A 19,275-nucleotide genomic window follows, 5' to 3' on the forward strand; every position below is an offset into this window, starting at 1 on the left:
CAGCCTATGGGAAAGGATTATGGATCAGCAAATCTCAATATTAATCGTCGATGATGTGGGAACAGTGCGTAGCTTTTTACACCAAACCTTAATGCACCTGGGAATTGAGCATGTGAAAGAGGCCTCAACTGTTCGCCAGTGTATTAACGCCTGTGAAGAACAGCACTTTGATATCGTGTTTTTAGATATAGAATTACCGGATGGAGACGGCAAAGAAATCATTGCGCAACTTAATGATATTAACCCTGATCTTAATGTTGTGATGGTATCTGCACATTCAACTGTAGAAAATGTAAAAGATGCCATTGAGTTAGGCGCTAAGGGGTTTGTAGTCAAGCCATTTTCACCAAAGAAAATTGCAGCAATGTTGAAAAAGTTCTATCCAGAATTAGAGATAAGTTAGGCTGAAGGTGCATTTAAGGCATAAAAAAACCGACTTTCGTCGGTTTTTTTAATCAAAAACAAATTATAGTGCTTTGATTTTAGCAGCTAAACGGCTCTTATGACGAGCAGCTTTGTTTTTGTGGATTAGACCCTTAGTTGCGTAACGGTCTAGGATAGGTGTTGCAACAGCAAATGCTTGAGTTGCAGCTTCTTTGTCACCAGCTTCAATAGCAGCTACTACTTTTTTGAAGTAAGTACGCATCATTGAACGACGGCTTGCGTTGTGCTGGCGGCTTTTTTCGCTAGTAATAGCGCGTTTTTTTGCAGACTTGATGTTAGCCAAGGTTTGCTCCTAACAATCTTAAAATAAGCTTAATTTAAAGGCCGAGGAATATGCCTGTTTTAATCGCAAAAGTCAATAAAATTTGACAACTGCGGCCTTTGTTTCTTTCTCATTGGTGGCCTGAATTAACAAAACAGTAAGCAAAAAGCTCGCTATCAAGCATTCTCAGGCCATTGAATCACACCAATACCAAAGAAATTCCCCGGCTGTTGCGATTAATGGAGCGCATTGTAGCAAACCTTACTTCGTTCACATAGTGTTAGGCTAATAAATTTTACTCTATGGTCGTTTTCGTACGATTAGATTGTCATAGAATCATGATCCTATGGCATAATTGGTGGGTTTTACTGATGGTTTTAATTTTGGGGGAAGAGTGGGCAAAGGATTATTTAAATCCGGCATGATAGTCAGTGCGATGACTATGATATCGCGTGTAATGGGATTGGTGCGAGATGCAGTTGTGGCGAACTTGCTTGGAGCTGGGTTAGCTGCGGATGTATTTTTATTTGCCAATCGGATCCCCAATTTTTTACGTCGTTTATTTGCAGAGGGAGCGTTTGCGCAAGCGTTTGTACCAGTACTTTCTGAAATCAAAGAAAAGCATGGTGATGATGATGTGCGAATCTTTGTAGCGCAGGCTGTGGGAACCTTAGGCACGATACTTATGTGTGTCACGATTTTGGGTGTTGTCGGCTCTCCAATTATTGCTGCGCTTTTTGGTACAGGTTGGTTTATAGATTGGTGGCAAGGTGGGCCAAATGCTGAGAAGTTTGTCTTGGCTAGTAGTTTATTAAAGTTAACTTTTCCATACCTGTTTTTTGTCAGCTTAGTCGCGCTCAGTGGCGCAATTCTTAACGTGTACAATCGATTTGCCGTAGCCGCTTTTACGCCAGTGCTGTTAAATATTTCTATCATAAGCTGTGCCATATTTTTACACGACGTATTTTCTGTCAGCGCGTATGCACTTGCCGTGGGGGTGTTTATTGGCGGAGTGGTACAGTTGGCGTTTCAGTTACCTTTCTTATTTCGCTTGGGGGTTTTGAGTCGCCCTACGTTTGCTTGGTACTCGCCTCAAGTAAGCAAGGTACGTAAGCTTATGCTACCTGCTATGTTTGGTGTGTCTATTAGCCAAATCAACTTGTTATTAGATACCGTTATTGCGTCATTATTGGTAACAGGGTCAATATCATGGCTTTACTATTCAGATAGATTGATAGAATTTCCACTTGGCCTGTTTGGGATTGGGATTGCGACCGTGATCTTACCTGCGCTATCTAAATTGCACGCTGGGGACAAGTTAGACGATTTTCAAAAAACCTTGGACTGGGGCGTACGCTTCATCTTATTTCTCGGATTTCCTGCGATGTTTGGGTTGATGGCAATAAGCCCACTGATAATCTCAGTGTTGTTTGATCACGGTGCCTTCTCGTCTGCTGAGGTTGACCATGTACAGGCTGTAAGTTACGGCGTTGCTGCATATTCCGTAGGGTTGGTTAGTTTCATGTTAATTAAAGTGTTAGCTCCTGGGTTTTATGCGCGTCAGGATACCAAAACTCCAGTGAGAATAGGCATTGTAACTTTGGTGCTCAACATGGTGTTTAATATCATCCTAGCACCATTTATTGGTTATTTAGGGCTAGCACTCGCGACTTCTCTTTCTGCCACTTGTAATGCTCTGTTGCTATATCGCCAGCTTAATCGTGATGGAGTTTATCGCGTATCTGGCTTTACATGGGGTTTTGCGATTAAATGCGTTGTAGCGGCGGTTGTGATGGCTGTGAGTGTGGGGTATGTCACCTCGTTATATTCGTGGCAAAGTTGGCTGTTGTTGGAGCAAATAGCTTTGCTCGCTCTTTTGCTGCTAATGGCAATGGTAGTATATTTTGGTTTACTGCTGTTATTTGGCGTTAGGCTGACAACAATCAAAGACCTGCGAGATTGATAGTAAGTGAGCGGCCATACCAACTGTAAAGTTGTGCTTGCCTTAAGGTATCTAGATGTTCGCATTTTTAGGTAACTTGGGTATAATCGCTCACTTTCAACTATTGCGTAAATAAGGCATTGAAACTATGCAACTGATCAGAGGTATCCATAACATTCGGCCACATCATTTTGGCTGTGTGTTGACTATTGGTAACTTTGATGGAGTGCACCTAGGGCATGTTGAAGTTCTAAAGGGGCTAAAACAAGATGCGCAGCTACATGGCTTACCTAGCACTGTGATGCTATTTGAACCTCAGCCGCAAGAGTTTTTTGCGAAAGAAAAAGCGCCAGCCAGACTGACTCGCCTAAGAGACAAACTTGTGTTGTTGTCTAAGCTGGGTATCGACCGCGTTATTTGTGTTAGTTTTAATGCAAAGTTTGCCAGCCAGCAAGCTGAAAACTTTATTGAACAAGTTCTAATAAATAAGCTGGGCGTAAAAGCACTTACGGTTGGCGATGACTTTCGCTTTGGTAAAGCCAGGCAAGGTGACTTTGGGATGTTACAACGCCTTGGTAAAGTGCACGGTATGCACGTCAAAAATACTGAAAGCTTCCGACGGGACGATCATCGAGTGAGCAGTACGCTAATCAGGCAGGCGCTGAGTGAAGGTAAGCTTGATGAAGCGCACCAAATGTTGGGACATACCTATTGTATATCTGGTCGGGTGATACATGGCTGGAAAAAAGGACGCGAACTTGGCTTTCGAACTGCAAATATAGCATTGAAACGACAAGTAAACCCTGTTCGCGGAGTATTTGCTGTGCGGGCGAGTGTGGCAGGAAAACAGTACAATGGTGTTGCCAATGTAGGCAATAAACCCACGCTAAATGGTACAAAAGCACTGTTAGAGGTGCATTTATTTGATTTTAACCAAGATGTCTACGGACATTTTATGCAAGTGGAGCTGATCAAAAAGCTTCGCAATGAGCAAAAATTCGATACATTGGAACAATTAACAGCGCAAATCAGCGAAGATGTTGCCGCTGCTAAACAATGTTTTAATTTTAAGTAGCCGATACGGAAACTAGGATAAATGAGCGACTACAAACATACTTTAAATCTACCGGAAACTGAGTTTCCAATGCGCGGTAACTTAGCGCAACGCGAGCCAAAAATGCTTAATGCTTGGTATGAACAAGACTTATATGGTCAGATTCGTAACGCGAAAAAAGGTAAGAAGCCATTTATTTTGCATGATGGCCCTCCGTACGCCAATGGTGACATTCATTTGGGTCACTCAGTTAACAAAATCCTAAAAGACATCATTGTAAAATCTAAGACGTTATCAGATTTTGACGCGCCTTATGTACCAGGCTGGGACTGTCACGGATTACCTATCGAGCTACAAGTAGAAAAGAAAGTGGGTAAGCCTGGTCAAAAAGTGACGGCTGCTGAATTTCGTGAAAAGTGTCGTGAATATGCCGCCAAGCAAGTAGAAGGTCAAAAAACAGATTTTAAACGTCTTGGTGTACTGGGTGATTGGGATAAGCCTTATCTGACTATGAACTTTGACTTTGAAGCCAATGCTATCAGAGTACTAGGTCGTATCATCAACAATGGTCACCTGCATAAAGGTGCAAAGCCTGTTCATTGGTGTACAGATTGTGGTTCAGCATTGGCGGAAGCGGAAGTTGAATATCAAGATAAGCAATCACCTGCGATTGACGTACGTTTTGATTTTGTCGATCAGCAAGCTGTGGTCAGTGCATTTAATCTGGCTGATGGTCACGAAGGACAGGGCACAGTTAGCACTGTGATCTGGACTACCACACCTTGGACTCTGCCTGCGAACCGTGCCGTTGCGGTACATGCCAAACTTGAGTATGCCTTGGTTCAGGTTGAAGATGAAGGTAAAGAGCAGCGTATTATCTTAGGGTCTGAACTGGTAAAGGACGCAATGGATCGCTTTGGCTTTAAGCATTTCCATGTATTGGGTTATATCAATGGTCAAGCGCTTGAAAACCTGCGTGTGGCTCACCCTTTCCTTGAAATTGATGTACCAGTTATCTTAGGCGATCACGTTACAACTGACTCAGGTACAGGTATCGTTCACACAGCACCAGGCCACGGTCCGGAAGATTTCTCGGCAGGTCTGGCATACGGCCTAGAGGTTGCCAATCCAGTTGGCGCAAATGGTGTATTTTTGCCAGACACGCCAATTTTTGCAGGACAACACGTCTTCAAAGCCAATGCGAGCATCGTAGAGCTGTTAACTGAAAACGGTACGTTAATGCATCACCACGCCTTGCAGCACAGCTACCCGCATTGCTGGCGTCACAAAACACCGATTATTTTCCGTGCCACTCCTCAGTGGTTTGTGAGTATGGACCAAGCAAACTTGCGTCAAGACTCACTTACTGAGATTGGTAAAACTCAATGGATCCCTGAATGGGGCGAAAACCGTATTGCTAACATGGTTGAGGGACGCCCAGATTGGTGTATCTCTCGTCAACGTACGTGGGGTGTTCCAATTGCGCTATTTGTAGACAAAGACACCGGAGCGCTACACCCAAATACCAATGAGTTGATTGAGCAAGTTGCTAAACTCGTTGAACAAAAAGGCATTCAGGCGTGGTACGACTTAGAACCAGAAAGTTTGCTAGGTGATGACGCGCAGCAGTTTGTAAAAGTACAAGACACGTTAGATGTATGGTTTGACTCGGGTGTTACACACGCTTGTGTGGTTGATGCAAGGGAAGAGCTAACGGGCCCTGCTGATTTGTATCTAGAAGGTTCGGACCAACACCGTGGTTGGTTTATGTCATCTATGATGACGTCAGTGGCGATTAATGGTCATGCACCGTACCGTCAAGTGCTGACTCATGGTTTCACCGTGGACGAAAACGGTCGCAAGATGTCAAAATCACTAGGTAACGTGATTTCACCACAAAACGTTATGAATAAGCTGGGTGCTGATATTCTGCGCCTGTGGGTGGCTTCAACAGATTACACAGCTGAGATGACAGTATCGGATGAAATTTTCAAGCGTTCAGCCGATCGCTACCGTCGTATCCGTAATACAAGTCGTTACTTGTTGGCAAACCTAAGCGGTTTCAACCCTGCAACTGACTTAGTTGCGGTAGAAGATATGGTTGAATTGGACCGCTGGATTGTGGCACGTGCTGCAGAACTACAAAAAGAAATTATTAATGCATATGACAACTACCACATGTTGGTTGTTACGCAGAAGTTGATGAACTTCTGTACAGGTGAATTGGGTTCTTTCTATCTTGATGTGATAAAAGACCGTCAATACACTGCAAAAAGTGATAGCCATGCTCGTCGCTCTTGCCAATCGGCGCTTTATCATATTGCTGAAGCAATGACGCGTTGGATGGCACCAATCATGAGCTTCACAGCGCAAGAGATCTGGGAAGTACTACCAGGTGAGCGCGGCCAGTTTGTGTTCACCGATGTATGGTACTCAGGCCTTGAGAACGTGACAGAAGGGGCACTGAATAACGAGTACTGGCAGAATTTATTAGCGGTACGTGATGAGGTAAACCGTGTGCTTGAAAACGCCCGTAAAGAAGAGCTTATCGGTGCGACATTACAAGCAGAAGTGACCTTATACACGGGTGGTGATTTAGCACAATCACTACAGCAAATTGGTGATGAACTACGTTTTGTTCTATTGACGTCAAAAGCGACGGTAGAAGTCGTTAATAGCAAGCCTCAGCACGCCATCGCGACAGAAATCGAAGGTTTATACATCTCGATTCAGGCAACCGAAGCTGCGAAATGTGAGCGTTGCTGGCATTACTGCGATGATGTAGGTCAACATGCAGGGCATGATGACTTATGTGGTCGTTGTGTAAGCAACGTAGAAGGTGATGGCGAACAGCGTCAATTTGCATAGGAGCATTAAGTGACTAGCACAACCCAAAGAAGTGGTTTAGTCTGGTTATGGCTGAGTCTACTGCTTTTTGCAGTAGACTACGTGACCAAGGCCGTAGTGGTTGCTAACATGGAGCTTTATGAGTCGATAAAGCTATTACCATTTTTTAATTTTACCTATATGCACAACTACGGCGCAGCCTTTAGTTTCTTGAGTGATGCTGGGGGCTGGCAGCGTTATTTCTTAAGCGTGATTGCAATCGGGATCAGCGTTTTATTACTATATTGGCTTAAAAAGCTACCTGCGAAAAGCTGGGTCTTATGCTGTGCCTATTCAATGGTATTAGCTGGTGCGCTTGGTAACTTGGTTGATCGATTGATACATGGGTATGTAATTGACTTTCTGCATTTTTACTATCAAACCTGGCATTATCCAGCGTTTAATGTTGCGGATATGGCAATTGTTGGTGGTGCTGCATTGTTAATTTTTGATGCCTTTAGAGGTGATAACGCGCAGGAGAAAAAAGTATGAGTGAGCAAGTGATTGGTCCACAATCTGAAGTTGTGTTTCACTTTTCTATTAAACTTGAAGATGGTTCCGCAGCGGACTCTACCAAGGTTCATAATAAGCCAGCAAAGCTGTTTATGGGTGATGGTAGTCTGACGGAAAACTTTGAGAAGTGCCTGTTAGGTCTAAAAGCGGGCGACAGCAAGTCGTTTGATTTGCAACCAGAAGATGCTTTTGGTCAACCAAACCCAGACAACATCTATTATCTTGATCGCAGTAAATTCGGTGCAGATGCACCCGCTAAGGTGGGGAACATTATTGCGTTTACTCAGCCTGACGGCACTGAGTTACCAGGGCTTATTCGTGAAGTTGCAGGTGACTCGGTGACCGTAGACTTCAATCATCCATTGGCAGGTCAACCAGTGACCTTTGAAGTTGATATTTTAGAGGTGAAAAACTAATGGACATTTTGCTGGCAAACCCGAGAGGATTTTGTGCGGGCGTGGACCGTGCGATAAGCATTGTTGAGCGAGCACTAGATATCTTCGAAAAGCCCATCTATGTGCGCCATGAAGTGGTGCATAACAAGTATGTGGTTGATGGATTGCGTAAGCGAGGTGCGGTATTTGTTGAAGAACTTCATCAAGTACCCGATGACAGTATTGTTATTTTCAGTGCGCATGGGGTATCACAACAAGTACGTCAAGAAGCAAAACGCCGTGAGCTAAAAGTGTTTGATGCAACTTGCCCATTGGTTACTAAAGTACATATGGAAGTGACTCGCGCAAGCCGCAAAGGAACTGAGTGTGTACTGATAGGACACCACGGACACCCTGAAGTCGAAGGTACCATGGGGCAGTATGACAACCCTAACGGTGGGATTTACTTAGTAGAAACGCCACAAGATGTTGCTAAGTTGCAAGTAAAAGACGATAGCAACTTATTTTATTGCAGCCAAACGACCTTATCAGTTGACGACACCGCGGATGTGATTGATGCGCTGCGTGAAAAGTTTCCGAAGATCCATGGCCCGCGCAAGGATGATATTTGTTATGCCACACAGAATCGCCAAGATGCGGTAAGAGATTTAGCTGATAAAGTTGACGTGCTATTAGTGGTCGGCGCTAAAAACAGCTCTAACTCTAACCGCTTACGAGAACTTGCGGATAAAATGGGAACGCGAGCTTATCTTATTGATGATGCAAACAGCGTCGATTCTGACTGGTTTGCTAACGTACAAAAAGTGGGAGTAACAGCTGGTGCATCGGCACCTGAAGTACTTGTGCAGCAAGTTATAACTCGCTTGAAAGAACTTGGTGGACAAACCGTAGTAGAAAACCCCGGCGAAGAAGAAAATGTCGTCTTTGCTGTTCCGGTTGAGCTTAGATAATCCACTAAGCGGCGTGTCATGCTTAAGTCGAACGATTTAACTTCACAGCTGCTACCTACCATTGTTACCGCCAGAGGTGTATTGGCCATGCTGATCACCTCTCAAATTCTCGCCTGTGTACTGGCGTTTGCACCATTGAGTTATGAAAGTGTTTGGGTTCGCTTAGGGATATTCAGCTTATTTATTCATTGTGTGAGTGCTGTTGGCTTCAGCACACTTTATTGCCTACGTAATAAAGTGAGTCGCTATGGCTTTGTGAGCCAAGTAATGCTAACGCTCGTTATATTTCAGTGTATAACCATGCTGATAAGTGTTGTTGTTAGTTATTATTCTGCTCTTTATGATGGTATTTTTGATTGGACATTTGTGCTGAAAAATATGGCGATATGTTTGTTTGTATCGTTGTTTTTTATTCACTCAATGACGATTTTTTTGGATAAGCTACAAACCGTCGAAACGCTCTCAAAAGTGGAGTTTGAAGCGCTGAGTGCCCGAATTCGACCACACTTTTTGTATAACAGCTTAAACACCATTGCTGAACTTGCTCATTGCAATGCCGATGACGCAGAGCAAGCGGTACTCACTTTAGCGCAGCTATGTAAGGCAACGATGCGCGCACAACAATTAGCCTTGTTAAGTGATGAATTACAGCTCGCAAAGCAATATTTAGCGCTAGAGCGTTGGCGCTTTGGTGAGCGATTAACAGTCAACTGGTTTGTGCCTGAGTCTATCCCTAGGATTCAACTGCCGGTATTAACGGTTCAGCCTCTGTTGGAAAATGCGGTTATTTATGGCGTAGAGCCTGCTGCTCAAGCCACGCAGATCGATGTGGGTCTACATATAGAAAAGCAGTATGTGGTGCTTACTATCAAAAATGGTTATAACAGGACTCGAAAAGCAACTCATCAAGGCCAAGGCATTGCCCAAAACAATATCCGCGCTAGGTTAGCACATCATTTTGGCGAACGTGCAAGCTTGGAGATTGAACAAGGCGAGCATGTATACACGGTTACCCTGTGTGTGCCTCTGGATCACTTGTCATGAAGTATTTGGTGGTGGACGATGAACCATTAGCACGTCAGCGAATTCAACGCCTGTTATCACCTTTATCTGATTACGAATGCTGTGCACAAACGGGCAATGCAGAAGAAGTTATATCATTGGTTGAGTGCCATCAACCACAGTTGGTGCTGCTGGATATTAGCATGCCGGGCATGGATGGATTAGAGGTTGCCAAGCGACTCAGTACGATGGACCCCTCCCCGAAAGTGGTTTTTATTAGTGCGCATCCTGAGTACGCTTTAGAGGCATTTGGGGTGTTTGCCAGCGGTTATCTGGTTAAGCCCGTTCAGCAAAGCGAATTGCACGCATTGTTAAGACATTTGTTTCCACCAAGAATCAAGTACTCAATTGGTAATCATATTCGTTGGCTGGAAGTGGCTGACGTATTAGTTGCTCGCGCTGAGGATAAATATACGCAGCTGTTTTTTGAAGGCGGGGAAGCGGTGGTTGATATGAGCCTTAAACAGTTGCAGATACGTTATCCTGAGCATTTTGTACAGGTACATAGAAACACGTTAGTAAAGCGTACTCAGATGCAATCACTTACTTACGATGGTGATGGTTACTACGTCTATGTAACTGGGTACCCCGAGGCCATCGCGGTTAGTCGTCGGGCTGCACAAGCGATTAAATCAAGCTCTTAACCGTTTATCGGTCCATTGAACCGTTTATCTGTAAACTGCTTGCTTATGTTTTGCAAAATTATAGGCTAACCTCATGAAGCTCCTTTTTTCGTTGTATTATGCGGATAACATCGTCTCACAATAAAGGCTTTACATTACTTGAGGTATTGATTGCATTTATGGTGCTAAGCTTTGGCCTGCTAGGTGCCGTCGCACTGCAAGCGAAGGCGAAGCAAGCTAGCTTTGATGCCATGCAAAGAGCCGCAGCGCTCGCCTTAGCTAAGGATATAGTTCAACGCTTGAGAGTGAATGATACACAGGCGCTTAGTACCCACTATAAAGTCGTTTTTAGTAGTTCTTCCACTTTAAACCCAGTCAACAGGTGCTTTAGTCAGCAGTGTGATTCTGCCAGTATTGCAGCTATGGACATTGAGCATTGGCGTCAGGCTATTCGCGCCAGAGAAAATACCGGTTCTTTAGATAATACCACTGTGTGCATTACGCCTTCTGTGGTCGGCGGCACGCGTAACCGAGGTTACAACGTAGAGGTTGTGGTTGCTTGGCAAGGTAAACAAGCAATGAAAGCAAGCTCAGATAATCAAGCAATTAACTGCGGTGAAAAAAACGATAAACGTAGACTCGTGGTGATTAACAGTTATGTGCTGGTGAGGGCTTAAGTACATGCGAGTGAAGGGCTTTTCCATTGTTGAGCTATTGATAGCACTGTTTATTGGCACCTTGATACTCGGGGGCGTGGTCGCAACCTATGTGAGCATGAAAGTGACCACCAGAGATACGCTTGCCATTGGTGAGATGCAAGAAACAGGACGCTTGGCGTTGTCTATTTTAGCACGCGATATTGAGCAGGTTGGATTTTGGGGCACCTTTTACGAAGCTGGATTTAGTGAAGAGAACGTGACGATGGCAGAATCTGTCGGTAATCCAAGAGGAGATTGCTTTGGTGGTATCAACAACGGCAGCTTTCCTGATAGAGCGCCTTCCAATTTTCGTTCTATTTATGCTGCCGTAGCCACCGATAATACCCTTAACTGTATCTCAAATGCGAAGAAAAGCACCGAGGCCGTGCAACTTAAGTTTTTAGAAGGTAATCAGTTGCCAAACGTGGCTGCCATGCAAACAAATCGTTACTACTTTATTGCCGATCAGGAGCAGGCAATATTCACTTCTGGTCAGCAACGCACGGCATTACCTACCGTAAACTCTACGCTTTGGCCATACAGCCATCATGTTTACTACGTCAGTGAGCAGCAAGTGACGCTGCGTGATCAAACGATTACTATTCCGGTATTATCACGTCGGCGCTTAACGGTGAATGGCGGTATGATCAGTGAAACGGTCATGGAAGGTGTCGAAGACTTACGTTTGGTGTTTGGGCTTGATACCAATGCAGATAACCGAGTGGATAGTTACCGTAGTACTGAGGACATGACCGCTGCTGATTGGGAGCGGCTCAATGGTATTTTAACCGTGCAACTATTTATTTTGGTCAGAGCACTGGAGCCCGATCCCGATTTAAAGCTCGCAAATCAAACCTACATCTTAGGATCAGACCCTGACAAGCGGGTACATACATTCAACGATAACTTTCGTCGCACGGTGTTTTCTACCACCATCAGGCTTAACAATATGGGGTCAATATTATGGCGCTTGTAAAGCAGCAAAGAGGTATTGTTTTGATCACTGCGATGATCATGATAGTGGCGGTAACTGCAATAGCAGTCACCTTGATGAGCACCAGTAGCATTGATTTGAAAATTACTAATGCAGCGCAAGAACGTGAAGAAGCTGAGAGCTTGTTAATGGGTGAGGTGCAAAGGGCGGTGGCACAGCAAGCCGCGCTTGCAGAGCAAAGCTTATTTACGTTTAGCCGAGAACAGTTAGAACAAGGTAACAACACCTTTGACGGACAGAACGGGGCCACAAATAGGGTAACAAGCCTTAATAATGGCCCGATGGAAATTAGCTGCCCACGTTCGTACAGCGCGACAAACGGATTGATATGTAACATGACGCAACTTGAAACCACTATCAACTACGGTAGTAAAGACCAATACACCATCACTGTGGTAACGGGCGTAGGACAAGAAATGCTCAGTGTAAAAGAGGGTCGTTAAGATGATGAAGTGGTGGCTACTTTTACTCACAGTTATGGCTTCTCATGCGTTGGCTGAAGATATTGAACTATACATAAAACGCAATGCGGATGTGACTAAAAAGCCGAGAGTTATGGTGGTGTTTGATACCTCTGGGAGTATGGCGTTCTCGAGTACCACAGGGGAGGATTGTGGATATGACTATTTTTATGATACGTATATTTTATGTGCGGATAACCGTTTAGGTGTGGCCAAGACCGCTATCACAACGTTAGTTAACGATAATCCAGATATTGATTTTGGGCTTATGCGTTTTAACGACAGTAATGGTGGTTATATATTGGCTGGCCTTGGCTCAAATACCAATAAAATTAAAAACCAGATCAATGCACTTGAGGCCAATGGGGCCACCCCTTTGAGCGAAACTCTTTGGGAGGCATATTTATACTTAACTGGTGGTAGTCGCTATTATTCTTGGTATTGGCCATCGTCGCAGCGAGACACGAGTGTTGAACGTTACAGCAAATATATTTCCCCGTTTGAGTCGATTGCAGCTGATCCAAATATTTGTAGCAGCTCGGCGAATTTGATTGTGATGACGGATGGTGACCCTTCTAACGACAGCCAAAGCAATTGGAATATTGCAACAGAATACTGGAACACATTTTCAAAAAGCGCGACCACCGTACACGATAGCTATATGCCCGCACTTGCGGAAATTATTCGTCATAAGGAAGATTTATATACTCAAGCAGGTAGTGTGGAAGATAGAGGGCGGGTGTACACCATAGGTTTTGGTCGTGGTATGAGCGATGAAGGTACCGAAATCTTGCAAAAAACTGCGGATTTGGGAGGGGGGATTTATACGCAAGCGAATACACCACATGAACTATCAGAAGCGTTAAAAAATCAAATCGACAATATTCGTCAGCTCAACGACAGCTTTTCGTCACCGTCAGTTTCGACCAGTAGCTCTGATCACACCCGAAGTGGCGAGTCTTTGTATTACACTATGTTCTATCCTGAGAGCCACACTCGTTGGCAAGGTAACCTTAAAAAACTTAAGTTTTCAGATGATAAAGTGGTGGATATGCACGGTGCGCCAGCCCTTGATGAAAAAGGCTTAATTAAGGCAAGTGCAACCACTTTTTGGTCGCAAAGTGGCTCTCAAGATGGTAACAGCGTGAAACGTGGCGGGGTTAATTATCAGCTTAGTCAGCAAATCACACGAACTATTTATTCTGACTTTGGTACTGACGCGTTACTTCCGTTGACCATTCGACAGGGGCGCACTAGATATAAAAATAGAAATAAATTTGCTCGAAAGTTTGGCACGAATGCTTCGCAGCTGCAAAACACCATAGACTGGCTTTATGGCAAAGATGTTGACGATGAAGATCAGGATAATAATACCCAAGAACGCCGTGATACCATATTTGGTGACCCGCTGCACTCAAAGCCAGTATCTATGGATTATGGCAATGGTGACATACGTATAGTTGTTGGCACCAACGACGGATTTTTACACATGTTTAAGGACAGTGGAAATACCGTACAAGAAAGCTGGGCCTTTATGCCGGAGTATTTATTTAAAAATGTTTCGGATATACGTAACAGTAAACCAGATACAAAACTTTATGGTATGGACGGACCGTTGACCATTTACTTTCATGATACGCAAAAAAATGGCGTGGTAGATGGCAACGATAAAGTATGGTTGTTTGCCGGCATGCGCCGTGGTGGGGCGCGATATTATGCCTTTGATATTACCTCTCCAGATAGCCCTAAGCTGATGTGGGGAGGGCCCTTAGTTGGCGGTCAAGGGGGCTTTGAAGAACTCGGTCAAAGCTGGTCAAAGCCTGAAGTTACGTTTGTTGAAGCAAAGGGTGACTCACCGGTGCTTATCTTTGGAGCAGGGTATGATACTGGCAAAGATAACTACACCAAAGCCACCGATCAGATTGGACGTGGCATCTTTGTGTTGGACGCAGCAACGGGTGCCCTTGTCTGGTCTTTGACGCCAAAAACAGGCTATAAGGGGGCACATAGCGTGGCTGGAGATGTTGCTATGTTGGACTCAAACTATGATGGTTATACCGATAGGCTCTATTTTGCTGATACGGGAGGGGATGTGTGGCGGGTTGATATGCCAAGTGCTGCGCCCAACGATAGTAAAAAGCCTTGGACGCACCATAAGCTTGCCCAATTGGCACAAAATGGTAGTAGTGGCGATCGGCGCTTTTTTTACAAGCCCGCCGTAGTGAGAACATTTTTCAGTAAAGTAACGGTTACAACAACCCCTGATGGTAGCGTCAAAACGCGTAAAGATACGCCATACGAGGCGGTGATGTTAGGCTCTGGTAACCGCTCACGGCCCACATTAACGGGTGTTAATGACTACCTGTTTATGATCAGAGATGAGCACACTGTCACCCAGTCATTTCAAACGAATGTACCCGAGGTTATCACAATTGGCAATTTAATGGATATCACCGGTGACCCATTTGCGTTGCAGCGCAGTAGTCTTGAAGGATTTACCAATGTTGAAGCAACACTGGGCGCTTTTAAGGGATGGAAGTACGCGCTATCTGGCAATGAAAAGTCGCTGGCAGCACCTGTCGTTGCTGGTGGTATTGCTTATTTTACCTCGTTTACCCCACCTGCGAATGTCAGTCGTTGCGAGGTATCGACAGGAAAGGGCCACATGTACGCGTTTCACCTGCATTATGGCACACAAGTGTATGAACAATTGAAATATGAAACCACCCACACAGTACCAGATACACCAAAAGTTTACTTTAGCTGTGAAGGTGGAAGTGAGAGCGAAAGCTGTAAAACGGTGGTACGTATGGTCGGTCCTGCACTAGACACTACCGTGAATAGTCAAGATGGTGGCCCCTCTGCGGGGACCCCATGGACTCCATCGGCGCTGGTGGACGACCCTGTACCAGTGCTGGTTGATGGCAAGGTTTCTCTGGTCAAACCAAGTTTGGACTTTGGTTTAACAACACGACAAATGTTTATCTATAAAAAAGAGCAAAATGATGAAAAGTAACAACAGGATGGATGGATTTACATTGCTTGAAGCGCTGATTGTTTTGGTGATCTTAGGTATCGTCCTATCAATCGCCTATCCAAGCTACCAAACTCATTTAATGAAAGCTGCTAGAGCAGAAGCAATGGTGTTGTTACTGGATGCGGCAAACAGACAGGAGCAATATTTTATTGATAATAGAGTGTATACCAGCACTTTATCAGACATAGGTGTGCCAGAGAAAACAGAGAACGGTTACTATTCTTTGTCTGTGACAGTGAATGATGATGAGTTTGAAGTGAAAGCGAAACCCATTGCAGGACCCGTCAAAGATGATCAGCAATGTACCGAGCTAACAATTAATGAACTAGGCCAAAAGCTCAGCTCTGGGAGTGGCACAAACGAACTATGTTGGAATCAACAATAAATCACAAAGGGCATTTGTCTGTGTCTCTCAGGCGCGCCCTGCCTGAATTGCTGATACTCATCTCTAAACCCGCGGATAGTCCTTGATACTCAGGCAAACAGTAAACAAAGGTGCCATTAGTGAAGCCCTTAATTGAGCCATCGCGGTTAAACACAATCGCGCGACGTGGGTAAACTAAATTGTCCGTTGTGTGAATTGGCTCAAGTTCATATAGGCGCTTGTCTTTGGCATCAAATACTGTTGGCTCACCGCCATCAATAAAAACTGTGATGGATTTGTGCCATTGATCCTCTTGACAGCGGTTGTGCTCAAGATGGCATACCGTCGCTTGAAAACCTGTAGCACTGGCATGTGCTTTAGCAAGGCTTAAGGCATGTTTAATGCGCTTCAGGGCATATTCTGGTCGGTGTTCAGAAACGATTTCACCATAGCTAGACAGGGCGAGTGTAAGTAAAGTAGCCATGATAGCCATAGTTAAAAGTGATTCAAATAGGGTTAACCCTGCTTCCTTGCTGAGCATAGCGATGTCCATCCTTGGACCTTTATTGCTGCTAATTTAGTTAAGGCTAGTGCATATACAAGTAAACACAAGGCAAACTTTGGATGTTAGTTACATTTGTCTTGGCTTGTGCCATTGAACAATGCATTACCAGATAGCGTCACGGTGAGCATTTGATTGTTTTTATCCTCAGCGCTTGGACAATACACAAACTTACCGGCAGCGCTGGTAATTTGCCCGCTGCCATCAAAACGGATCAAAGAAGCGGTAAATTTCAGGGTATCCGCGCTATGTACGGGACCTAACGCACGTATAATGGTTTCTTCGTCACTATTAAATTGACCATCGTTATTAAGATCAACAAATGTTGCTATGGCATTATTTGCCCAGCTTGGTTGGCAAGCAAAGTCGCTTTTGTCTCGTAGTTTCTCTGCGTTTACAGGACATAAGATGACAATTTGGTCATCGGCGGCTGCTTTTGCTCGCGCAAACGTAATATTACGTTTCAGTTCAGTTAGATATGACTCTGCTCGATTGCTATCGAGTAAATTGTTATTCGCATAAAAGGCAATTGAAGCCAAAGTGGCTAAAATGACAAGAGCGATGAGCAACTCAATTAGAGTGAACCCGCGAAGCTTTAACAAGTGAGGGCGCATATTCAACAGTGGCTCCAACTTTAATTTTCTTCATTATGGCGTGGTTTTTTACCCTAACGCAATGACTTTGTTTGCTAACATTTTTAGGATTGATTAAAATCGACGCACCATCACAGTAAAGTACAAAACCATGAAAAAAATAGAAGCGATAATTAAACCATTTAAGTTAGATGACGTAAGAGAAGCTTTGTCAGACGTTGGTATTACGGGTATGACCGTGTGTGAAGTAAAGGGCTTTGGCCGTCAAAAGGGTCACACTGAGCTATACCGTGGCGCGGAATACATGGTGGATTTTTTACCTAAGGTAAAGCTTGATATCGTGCTGGCTGACGAAGATGTAGAGCGTGCGATTGATGTTATCCTGAAAACTGCTCAAACCGGTAAAATCGGCGATGGTAAAATCTTTGTGACTGAAGTTGAGCGCGTGGTGCGAATTCGTACTGGTGAAGAAGACGAAGACGCGATTTAACTCTGTTATAGCTGTAAGACTCAATAAAAAATCCCCGCTTATATTGCGGGGATTTTTTATATTCGTTTCACGCTGGTTGATGAGGTTAGCGTTTGTTTAGCTCTCTAGTTTGACGGGCATGTTCGCTCAAGTCACTTAAGCCTAGTTTTTCGTAGCTCTTTTCCATGATTTCCAATGCACTGTCGAGGTAGCTACTTTGTGAGTAATGTTCAACAACATACTTACCGCGGTTTGCTGCGGCCAAGTAAGCTTCACGTTCAAAGTAATACTGTGCCACTTTTAATTCATAGCGTGCCATCTTGTTTAACAACCAAACGAGGCGCTTTTTAGCTTCTGGTACATAAGCGCTATCAGGGTAGCTGTTAATTAGGGTGGATAAATCTTGGAACGCCACGCGCGTGCGGTTGGCATCGCGGTCCGCTCTATCAACACCGAAATAGTCTTGGAATGCGTTTTCGTCTGCTTTGATATTGACCAAGCCACGCATGTAGTACATGTAATCAAGATTTTTATGGTTTGGATTTAAACGTATAAAACGGTCGATGCTTGCCAGCGCTTGATCAGTATTGCCTGTCTGGTAATAAGCAAATACCAAATCCATCTGCACTTGACGAGAATACGGACCAAAAGGGTATCGAGCATTAATTGCACTTAACAATTCAATTGCGCGCGCATACAAGCCTGAGTCTAAAGTTTGTTTGGCATCTTCATATAACGCTTGGGCTGATTTATTGGGTACGCGTTCTATTTCATCTTGCTCTGGCGCTGAAGAACAGGCCGCTAAGCCTAAAAATGAGGCGCTAAGTACAATGGCAAAGGCGCGCGTCCTTAAGTTATTAGTCATTTTATTTTACTACCTTTGTTGTCTTCGGCTAGGCCAAGTCGGTAAAACCGAGTAAACTATGCATTTATGCGATTCTAACCCAGTCGAGCACAGCTTGCACTGGTAAATTAGGTAAAGTTACAGATGTCAGAGCAAATTTCCCTTCAAGCTGAAGTCCCAACCGAATTAGGTGGTAAACGTCTAGACCAAATATTGGCGCAATTGTTCCCTGATTTTTCACGTTCAAGAATAAAAACTTGGATTTTAGATGATAAAGTCACCGTCGATGGCGCAGTGCTCAATACACCTAGAGAGAAGCTACTCGGTGGAGAAGTGGTTGCAATCGAAACTCAGATTGAAGCCCCACGCGAATATGAGGCGCAAGATATCGCACTAGACATTGTGTACGAAGACGATGATATCCTAGTGATTAACAAGCCAATGGGCTTGGTGGTGCACCCAGGTGCAGGTAATCCAGATGGCACAGTACTGAATGCGTTGTTACATCATCATCCAGATATTATAAATGTGCCTAGGGCCGGTATCGTGCACCGTTTAGATAAAGACACAACAGGGTTAATGGTGGTTGCAAAAACTATTCAGGCGCAAACCCATTTGGTGAAAAATCTTCAAGCACGAGAAAACTTTACCCGTGAGTATGAAGCAATATGTAACGGCACCATGACAGCAGGTGGTATGGTTGAAAAGCCAATCGGCCGCCATGCAACAAAACGTACCCATATGGCGATTCACGAAATGGGTAAGCCAGCTATCACTCATTACCGAGTTGCGGAAAAGTTTCGCGCTCATACGCGTTTACGTTTGCGTCTTGAAACGGGTCGTACCCACCAGATTCGTGTTCATATGGCATATTTGAATCACCCCTTGATTGGTGATCAGCTCTATGGTGGCCGTCCACGTCCTCCTCGCAATGCTACGCCTGAGTTGTTTGCACAGTTGAGAGACTTCAAGCGTCAAGCGCTGCATGCAATTAAGTTGAGTATTGCACACCCCATAACGGGGGAGATGATGACTTGGCAAGCGCCTGTTCCAGAGGACATGCAAATTTTGACTCAGGCGTTGCGTGAAGATACTAAGATTAACCCTGACCTGTCATTGTAA

20 protein-coding genes are annotated in these 19,275 nt (G+C 44.4%); 16 read left to right on the top strand and 4 right to left on the bottom strand.

The annotated features are described in order from the left end of the window. Positions 1-19 precede the first annotated feature (19 nt). A complete protein-coding gene (locus tag BET10_RS16110) occupies positions 20-403 on the top strand; it encodes a response regulator (protein ID WP_070986620.1) in 384 nt (127 codons plus the stop codon). 63 nt (positions 404-466) lie between these two features. Here the strand turns inward: BET10_RS16110 and rpsT are convergent, their stop codons facing one another. Then, entirely contained in the window at positions 467-727 is a 261-nt protein-coding gene (rpsT, locus tag BET10_RS16115) for a 30S ribosomal protein S20 (protein WP_070986621.1), read from the bottom strand. A 373-nt stretch (positions 728-1,100) separates the two neighbouring features. Between rpsT and murJ the strand changes: the two genes are divergently transcribed. The 13 genes from murJ to BET10_RS16180 all read left to right on the top strand — a co-directional run bounded on the left by murJ (position 1,101) and on the right by BET10_RS16180 (position 15,706). Then, complete coding sequence (gene murJ, locus BET10_RS16120; protein WP_276204896.1) at positions 1,101-2,669, top strand: murein biosynthesis integral membrane protein MurJ; 1,569 nt, start codon at positions 1,101-1,103, stop codon at positions 2,667-2,669. Positions 2,670-2,796: 127 nt separating this feature from the next. After that, positions 2,797-3,723, top strand: coding sequence for a bifunctional riboflavin kinase/FAD synthetase (ribF, locus tag BET10_RS16125; RefSeq protein ID WP_070986622.1), 927 nt, complete (start codon positions 2,797-2,799; stop codon positions 3,721-3,723). A gap of 21 nt (positions 3,724-3,744) precedes the next feature. Beyond that, complete coding sequence (gene ileS, locus BET10_RS16130; protein ID WP_070986623.1) at positions 3,745-6,570, top strand: isoleucine--tRNA ligase; 2,826 nt, start codon at positions 3,745-3,747, stop codon at positions 6,568-6,570. Between the two features lie 9 nt (positions 6,571-6,579). After that, complete coding sequence (lspA, locus tag BET10_RS16135; protein ID WP_070986624.1) at positions 6,580-7,080, top strand: signal peptidase II; 501 nt, start codon at positions 6,580-6,582, stop codon at positions 7,078-7,080. Beyond that, positions 7,077-7,517, top strand: a complete 441-nt coding sequence (fkpB, locus tag BET10_RS16140; RefSeq protein ID WP_070986625.1) for an FKBP-type peptidyl-prolyl cis-trans isomerase — start codon at positions 7,077-7,079, stop codon at positions 7,515-7,517. The genes lspA and fkpB overlap by 4 nt, the downstream gene beginning before the upstream one ends. Beyond that, positions 7,517-8,446: a 4-hydroxy-3-methylbut-2-enyl diphosphate reductase gene (ispH, locus tag BET10_RS16145; RefSeq protein WP_070986626.1), complete on the top strand. Its 930-nt coding sequence runs from the start codon at positions 7,517-7,519 to the stop codon at positions 8,444-8,446. The genes fkpB and ispH overlap by 1 nt, the downstream gene beginning before the upstream one ends. An 18-nt stretch (positions 8,447-8,464) precedes the next feature. Beyond that, positions 8,465-9,490: a sensor histidine kinase gene (locus BET10_RS16150; protein WP_070986627.1), complete on the top strand. Its 1,026-nt coding sequence runs from the start codon at positions 8,465-8,467 to the stop codon at positions 9,488-9,490. Then, complete coding sequence (locus BET10_RS16155; RefSeq protein ID WP_070986628.1) at positions 9,487-10,152, top strand: LytR/AlgR family response regulator transcription factor; 666 nt, start codon at positions 9,487-9,489, stop codon at positions 10,150-10,152. Before BET10_RS16150 ends, BET10_RS16155 begins: the two co-directional genes overlap by 4 nt. Before the next feature lie 98 nt (positions 10,153-10,250). Continuing rightward, positions 10,251-10,808, top strand: a complete 558-nt coding sequence (gene pilV / locus BET10_RS16160; RefSeq protein ID WP_070986629.1) for a type IV pilus modification protein PilV — start codon at positions 10,251-10,253, stop codon at positions 10,806-10,808. 4 nt (positions 10,809-10,812) lie between these two features. Continuing rightward, positions 10,813-11,805, top strand: a complete 993-nt coding sequence (locus tag BET10_RS16165) for a PilW family protein (protein ID WP_070986630.1) — start codon at positions 10,813-10,815, stop codon at positions 11,803-11,805. Further along, positions 11,793-12,266: a pilus assembly protein PilX gene (locus BET10_RS16170; protein WP_070986631.1), complete on the top strand. Its 474-nt coding sequence runs from the start codon at positions 11,793-11,795 to the stop codon at positions 12,264-12,266. Before BET10_RS16165 ends, BET10_RS16170 begins: the two co-directional genes overlap by 13 nt. A gap of 1 nt (position 12,267) precedes the next feature. Then, on the top strand, positions 12,268-15,300 hold the full coding sequence (locus BET10_RS16175; RefSeq protein ID WP_096348961.1) for a pilus assembly protein: 3,033 nt from the start codon (positions 12,268-12,270) through the stop codon (positions 15,298-15,300). Beyond that, the gene (locus BET10_RS16180) at positions 15,287-15,706 is read left to right on the top strand and encodes a type IV pilin protein (protein ID WP_070986632.1); all 420 of its coding nucleotides are present in this window, start codon (positions 15,287-15,289) and stop codon (positions 15,704-15,706) included. Before BET10_RS16175 ends, BET10_RS16180 begins: the two co-directional genes overlap by 14 nt. Position 15,707: 1 nt before the next feature. Here BET10_RS16180 and BET10_RS16185 read toward each other — a convergent pair whose 3' ends face one another. Next, on the bottom strand, positions 15,708-16,226 hold the full coding sequence (locus tag BET10_RS16185; RefSeq protein ID WP_170829169.1) for a GspH/FimT family pseudopilin: 519 nt from the start codon (positions 16,224-16,226) through the stop codon (positions 15,708-15,710). Between the two features lie 86 nt (positions 16,227-16,312). Beyond that, positions 16,313-16,861 carry a GspH/FimT family pseudopilin gene (locus BET10_RS16190; RefSeq protein ID WP_070986634.1) on the bottom strand — a complete coding sequence of 183 codons (549 nt, stop codon included), beginning with the start codon at positions 16,859-16,861 and terminating at the stop codon, positions 16,313-16,315. Between the two features lie 130 nt (positions 16,862-16,991). Here BET10_RS16190 and glnB point away from each other — a divergent pair, with 130 nt between their 5' ends. Then, positions 16,992-17,330, top strand: coding sequence for a nitrogen regulatory protein P-II (gene glnB / locus BET10_RS16195; RefSeq protein WP_070986635.1), 339 nt, complete (start codon positions 16,992-16,994; stop codon positions 17,328-17,330). A gap of 85 nt (positions 17,331-17,415) precedes the next feature. Here the strand turns inward: glnB and BET10_RS16200 are convergent, their stop codons facing one another. Further along, complete coding sequence (locus BET10_RS16200; protein ID WP_070986636.1) at positions 17,416-18,174, bottom strand: outer membrane protein assembly factor BamD; 759 nt, start codon at positions 18,172-18,174, stop codon at positions 17,416-17,418. Positions 18,175-18,297: 123 nt separating this feature from the next. Between BET10_RS16200 and rluD the strand changes: the two genes are divergently transcribed. Beyond that, the gene (rluD, locus tag BET10_RS16205) at positions 18,298-19,275 is read left to right on the top strand and encodes a 23S rRNA pseudouridine(1911/1915/1917) synthase RluD (protein WP_070986637.1); all 978 of its coding nucleotides are present in this window, start codon (positions 18,298-18,300) and stop codon (positions 19,273-19,275) included.

Source organism: Pseudoalteromonas amylolytica, from assembly GCF_001854605.1.
In the GTDB taxonomy this organism is placed as follows: domain Bacteria; phylum Pseudomonadota; class Gammaproteobacteria; order Enterobacterales; family Alteromonadaceae; genus Pseudoalteromonas; species Pseudoalteromonas amylolytica.